This window comes from Neokomagataea thailandica NBRC 106555 (assembly GCF_001598495.1).
Classification (GTDB): domain Bacteria; phylum Pseudomonadota; class Alphaproteobacteria; order Acetobacterales; family Acetobacteraceae; genus Gluconobacter; species Gluconobacter thailandicus_A.
Map to the genome: position 1 here is coordinate 32498 of NZ_BCZB01000026.1, position 6082 is coordinate 38579.

At 53.0% G+C, this 6082-nt stretch carries 6 protein-coding genes; 3 read left to right on the forward strand and 3 right to left on the reverse strand.

All coding sequences use genetic code 11. The annotated features are described in order from the left end of the window. The first annotated feature begins 4 nt into the window (after nt 1–4). A complete protein-coding gene (locus NTH01S_RS09260; protein WP_068172850.1) occupies nt 5–763 on the forward strand; it encodes an NAD kinase in 759 nt (252 codons plus the stop codon). Nucleotides 764–1220: 457 nt separating this feature from the next. On the opposite strand, the gene NTH01S_RS09265 is transcribed toward NTH01S_RS09260, so the two are convergent. From NTH01S_RS09265 to NTH01S_RS09275, 3 genes are read right to left on the reverse strand one after another with little or no spacing between them, the layout of a single operon-like run. Further along, nucleotides 1221–2153, reverse strand: coding sequence for a 2-hydroxyacid dehydrogenase (locus NTH01S_RS09265; RefSeq protein WP_068172855.1), 933 nt, complete (start codon nt 2151–2153; stop codon nt 1221–1223). Nucleotides 2154–2185: 32 nt separating this feature from the next. Further along, nucleotides 2186–2647: a low molecular weight protein-tyrosine-phosphatase gene (locus NTH01S_RS09270; protein WP_068172856.1), complete on the reverse strand. Its 462-nt coding sequence runs from the start codon at nt 2645–2647 to the stop codon at nt 2186–2188. A 24-nt stretch (nt 2648–2671) separates the two neighbouring features. Then, nucleotides 2672–3625, reverse strand: a complete 954-nt coding sequence (locus NTH01S_RS09275; RefSeq protein ID WP_068172895.1) for an AEC family transporter — start codon at nt 3623–3625, stop codon at nt 2672–2674. 196 nt (nt 3626–3821) lie between these two features. Here NTH01S_RS09275 and NTH01S_RS09280 point away from each other — a divergent pair, with 196 nt between their 5' ends. Then, nucleotides 3822–4133 carry a hypothetical protein gene (locus tag NTH01S_RS09280; RefSeq protein ID WP_068172858.1) on the forward strand — a complete coding sequence of 104 codons (312 nt, stop codon included), beginning with the start codon at nt 3822–3824 and terminating at the stop codon, nt 4131–4133. Between the two features lie 141 nt (nt 4134–4274). Then, the coding region (locus tag NTH01S_RS09285) for a S9 family peptidase (protein ID WP_068172860.1) at nt 4275–6082 on the forward strand (1808 nt) is incomplete at its 3' end.

Genomic DNA, 6082 nt, shown 5'->3' on the forward strand with positions numbered 1-6082 from the left:
CATTATGAAAATTGCTTTTCGGGCTTCTAATGCGCCACCAGCGCAGGAGGCGCTTTCTCGCTTTATCACGCGTTATGGTGATGCTGCGATAGAGGATGCTGAGGTTGTGGTGTGCCTTGGCGGTGACGGATTTATGCTGGAGACGCTTCATACGGTCATGGGGTGTGATGTGTCAGTGTACGGTATGAATTACGGCACGGTGGGTTTCCTCATGAATGCGCCGCATGAGGAGGAGTTGATGGAGTGTTTGGACCGAGCACAGCCATCTATTTTGCATCCGTTGCGGATGACGGCCCGGACGGCTTCGGGTGAAGTGGCAGAAGCATTGGCGTTTAATGATGTTTTTTTGTTCCGCCAGACGCGGCAAACATCGCATATTCGTATTGAAGTGGACGGGCGAACACGTTTGGAGGAGCTTGTATGCGATGGCATTATTGTTGCGACACCTGCGGGATCAACGGCGTATAATTTATCGGCACATGGTCCTATTGTCCCTTTGAGTGCGAATATCTTACCATTAACACCGATTTCTGCATTTCGTCCGAGGCGCTGGCGGGGGGCTTTGTTACCATCGACGGCAGTGGTGCGGTTTACGCTTCTGGATACGGATAAAAGACCAACGGCTGCGGTCGCGGATTCAACGGAAATACGCGATGTTGTGGATGTGACGGTGTGTGAAGACCGCTCTTATCATGCGCGTGTTTTGTTTGACCCTGACCACGGGTTGTCCGAGCGTATTATTGTTGAGCAGTTTGCCGGTTAGGCTGTGAGATAGCGTCCTATTCTTTGCCAAGTGGCATGCTATTAGATGGCTCGTCTGTGCTCTGGTGAAAGGGGCATAAAGTCACGAATAAAAAAATCAGGAGAGTGGCAGGAGCGCGTGCGCAGCCGTGTCCTGACTTTGTTTTTTATTGACAATAAGGGCGCTTCTTTTCGTGGTCATGGCGGGGTGTATGATTGGTATTTACGGTCTTTTGGGATGATACACGCATTCTCGAATAGTCTTTTTGGAAATTGGTCTTCTGACGCTAAATCAGTCTTAATGAGTGCGCATAGGGCATTAGAAAATAACGGATTTCCGTCATTCCCATATGAATACGGAGCTTTCCTCTGGGCGCATGTCGGCCCTGCCAATTTTTTCATCAGGGCTCTAAGAGCCTCTCCGAAAGTCTATTTGGCCAAGATGCTCAGCTTTAGACTTTCGGAGCGGGTTTCCATGTTTAGAGAATAGGCGTGAGGAGTGGTTTTCCTTCGAAATGAGCCACGAGATTATCAATCATGAGATTGCCCATCACGGTGCGTGTTTCAATGGTCGCGGAAGCTTGGTGTGCTTGTAGGACTGTGTTCTGAAGTGTGAAAAACTCAGGGTGAATGGTTGGTTCATTTTGGAACACGTCGAGCCCTGCTCCAGCAATGGTGTTGTTTTTAAGGGCGTGGAGCAGGGCGGCTTCATCCACTACGGTACCACGAGCGATATTGATCAAAATACCGTCTGCTCCGAGGGCTTGGAGAATTTCAGCATTAATCATATTGGCGGAGCGTGGGCCACCAGATACGGCGAGGATAAGAACATCTGCCCATTCAGCGAGGCTGAGAAGGTTGGGCTCAAAGCGTACTGCGCTTTCGGGGCGAGGGCGTGAATTGAAATAGGCCATTTCCACGCCGAAAACGGCGGCACGATGTGCAATCGCTTGTCCGATATTCCCGAAGCCGACGATACCGACTTTTCGTCCGCGCACCGTCCGGGCGAGGGGCGGTTGTTGAGTGCTCCATTGGCCGCTACGGACGAAGGCATCATTTTGCACTGTGTTGCGCAGGCTGGAGAGCATGAGGCTGAGCGCCATATCCGCCACATCATCGTTGAGTGTGCCTAAGGTGGTGGCAACGCGTATATTTCTGGCCTGTGCTGCGGCGAGATCAATTTGATCCGTACCGACGCCATTAACCGAAATAACTTCGAGATTGGGCAGTAGGTTCATGATGGCCAAGGGGAGGCCCGAGCCACCACCTGTGGCGACTCCACGGATTCGGGGGGCGATGGTGGATAACTCTTGCGGAGTCGTAAATTGATGGGTGGTAAAGAGTGTTTTGAGGCGTGTGTCAATGGGGGCAGGGAAGGAATCAATGAGGAGGATGTCAGCATTTGTGGACATTAGATATCTCCATGAGAGGGCAAGTGGTTGAATCAGTTGTCTAACGTGCGGGTAGCGAGCGTTTTGCAAGCAAACTCTACCTCTTTCCAGACTCTATCAAAGCCAGAGTCGGGTCCGTAATAGGGGTCTTCGACGTCATCTCCCTCACGTTTTGGGTGGTGATCCAGCATCAGGGAAAGCTCTGCTGTGGCGTTATGGGGGCGCATTTTTTGCAGGGCGAAGAGGTGTGATTGGTCCAATGCGATGATGTGGGTAAATCTGTGGAAATCTTCTGGATGAACAGCGCGTGCACGCAGGGGTGAGGCATCTAGGCCATGTTTGTGGGCTACGCGTTGTGCGCGTGGATCAGGTGGATCACCGATGTGCCAATGCCCAGTGCCTGCGGAGTCGATATCCAGTGTGAGGCCACGTTTTTCAGCCTCATGGCGCATAGCGACTTCGGCGAGGGGGGAGCGGCAGATGTTACCGGTACAGACAAAGAGAAAGCTGGGCATGGTGTTTTCCAGTGAATGTCTTGGTCAGGATGTCAGCCAGATGAAGAAGGACATTGTTGCGATTGAACTCAGCGTTCCGAAGAACAGAATGGATGCAACCTCACGCTCAAGAACCTGAAAGCGCATGGCCAGAATAACATTGATGGAGGCGCTGGGAATGGCCATCGTCAACACAGTTTCGCGCATTGGCATATGGGGGAGGTGCCACATACGGGCAATGGCGTAGATAAGGCCCGGAATAACGAGGTTTTTTGCAAAGATGACAAGGCCAACCAAAGGGCTGAAGCGGACCTGCCGTGTAAAGAGCACCACGCCAGATGCGAAAAGGGCGGCTCCTCCCGTTGTATGACCTAGCAGCAAAAGCGAACCCTTGAGGAAAGGGGGAAGAGAGAACCCAACACAGACAAGGGTGAGCGCCAGCATAGGTACCCAGACCACGGGTTCGCGGAAGGCATGTTTGAGTTGGGCGATGAGTGGGCTTTTTGTACTGGCTGCTGTTGTAGGTTTGGTATTTTGCAGCAGAATGAAAGAAAGCGGCATTTGTACGAGGTTCATGGCCAGTGCTCCGACGGAAATGGGGACGGCGCTGGCGGGGCCAAATAACTGCCCTAATACAGGGATGCCGATGAATGGGACGGATGGCCCAGTTGTAGCCATGGCGATCATCGCGGCTTCGCGGCGTGGAAAGCGGAAAATACCGTGTAAGACGCCAAAGATCAGCCCATACCCGCCAATCATGGCGAAGCAGATCAATACGGCGATAGGGCCTGCGGTCATCACTTCAGCGCGTGGTGTGCTGAGGATGGAGGCGAGGAGCTCAATCGGTAGAGCATAGAGCATGACCAAGCGCGTTAGAACGCTGGCTTGTACGGCATCAAAATCACGTCTGTAAGCAGCGTAATAGCCGAGGGCGAGTGTGACGAGGATAGGCAGAATAGACTGCACAATGGTTATGAAGAGAGAAGACGCGCTCGGCATCAGGCAAATCACCATTTTTCAATAGAGAATGCCGTATATGGCCCGATTGAAAGGGAGGGCATCGGCATTATGATAGGAATGATCTTCCTTATCATTCTTCTGCGCTTCGTCTATCCCTAAGAGTGATAGCGCGGTTTTTGTATCTTTTGCGTGATGGCACGCGTTGTGATGCTGTGTTGGATAGAAGGGCACCAAAATGCACGCATTATTGAATGCTGTTTGTACTGTTTTGTTGGTTGCGGCGGGTTTGGTCACGGCGGTTATTGCCGTTGTGGAGGCGGCATGCCGTGGCGCGCTCGTTCATTTTGGTGTGGCACCAGAATTACAGACACTCGTGCTGTTAGGGCTGTTTTTCTTTCTGCTTTATGGTGTCTTGCGTTTGTTTGGCCGCATCTTGGCATTTCTGCTGATTGTGGCTTTGGTGCTGTATATTTTGCAGGATTTCTCTTTACTGCCCGCCGTGCATCATGCGGCAATGGTCACGCAGGGCCATTTGGAAAGGCTGTAAGGGCCTATCAGGTGTAAGTCGCGGCGATTGCGCGGAGAGTGGCGCGGCTTTTCGGTTCGCGCCCAGGTCACTGCAGCCTCTAAAATCGGTGGTGTTCTTCCCCATTGAATAGCGGATCGTTCTGCGCCACATCTTTACATTATGAGCACAGCGCACAGCACAACCACTCCGCCCACGCCTCGGCGTGATCCGCACAGCATTACTCAATTAGGGCGCACACGCGTTGATGAGTTTGCTTGGATGAAGGATGAAAACTGGCAACAGGTTCTGCGGGACCCGAAAGTCTTGCGTGAAGATATTGCCACGCATCTGCGGGCTGAAAATGCTTATGCAGAAGCGGTTTTGAAGGATACGGAAAGTCTTCAAAAGGCCCTTTTGGACGAAATGATAGGGCGTATCCCACCCGATGAATCATCGGTACCAACGCCGGATGGTGTGTGGGAGTATTACACCCGTTTTGAAAAAGATGCGCAGCATCCTTTGCGTGCTCGTAGGCCACGGGGTGGTGGCGCGGAAGAAATCCTGCTGGACGTTGAAGCGCGTGCGAAGGATTTCCCCTATTACGCTCTGGCGGCTGCGGTGCATTCTCCCAATCATCGCTATTATGTCTTTGCTGAAGATGTGCAGGGATCTGAGGTGTATCGGATTCAGGTGCGTGATTTAGCGACGGGTGAGCTGTGTACGCCGCCGGTTGAGAGCACGACGGGGAGCTTCACGCTTTCACCAGATAGCCAGTGGCTGTTTTGGATTTTCCGTGATGATCATGGGCGTCCGTCGCGTATCTATCGCCGTCCGTTATTGGGTGGTGAGGATGTTTTGGTGTTTGAAGAAACCGATTCAGGTTTCTTCCTGAGTATCGGGACGAGTGCTTCACGTAAGTGGATCGTGATTGAGCGTGGTGATCATGACACGAATGAAACGCTATTGATCCCGGCGGAGCATCCAGAGCGTGTGCCTGTTGTGGCTGCGCCTTTGGTGCGTGGGGAGCGTTATACGCTCACGCATTGGAATGATCATTTTGTGGTGCTGACCAACCGTGATGGTGCGGTTGATTTCCAACTGATGATCACGCCGGATACCGCGACTGACCGCCCGAATTGGCAAAGATTCGTGCCCTATAAGGTCGGGCATTATGTGCTTGAGGCCACGGCGTCACAGGGGTATTTGGCTTGGGCCGAACGGTGTGATGGCAACATCAATCTCTATGTCGTGCCGCAAGGCGTGGCAGGTGATGTCCGCGCAGAAGCAACATCTATCCGTATGGATGAACCCGCTTATGATCTGACGCTGCTGGGTTTCCCGGAATACACACACTCCGTGCTGCGCTATGTGTACCAATCCCCAACGCGCCCGGCCCACTGGTATGATTATGATGTCAAAACGGGCGAGCGTATTTTGCAGAAGGTGAGGGATGTGCCGTCAGGGCATGATCCGGAGCATTACGAAACACGTCGTCTCTTCGCTACCGCCTCGGACGGGGAGCAGGTGCCTGTAACGGTATTGATGAAGCGTGGGCAGGTTCTAGATGGTTCTGCTCCATTGCTGCTTTACGGGTACGGTTCTTACGGTATCTCGATGGATGCGACGTTCTCCGTATCGGCCTTTAGTTTGGTGGATCGGGGTTGGGTCTATGCGATCGCGCATATTCGCGGTGGTGCGGAAAAGGGCTGGAGCTGGTTCCTTGACGGTCGTGCTGAGAAAAAGACCAATACGTTCACAGATTTTATTGCCTCTGCCGAGCATTTGGTCGCTCAGGGCTATGGGCAGGCCGGGCGTATTGTGGCGCATGGTGGTTCAGCCGGTGGGTTGTTGATGGGGGCCGTGGCCAATATGGCGCCGGAGTTGTTTGCAGGCGTTGCGGCTCAGGTGCCGTTTGTCGATATGCTGAATACGATGTCGGATGTGTCCTTGCCGTTGACGCCGCCGGAGTGGCCGGAATGGGGAAATCC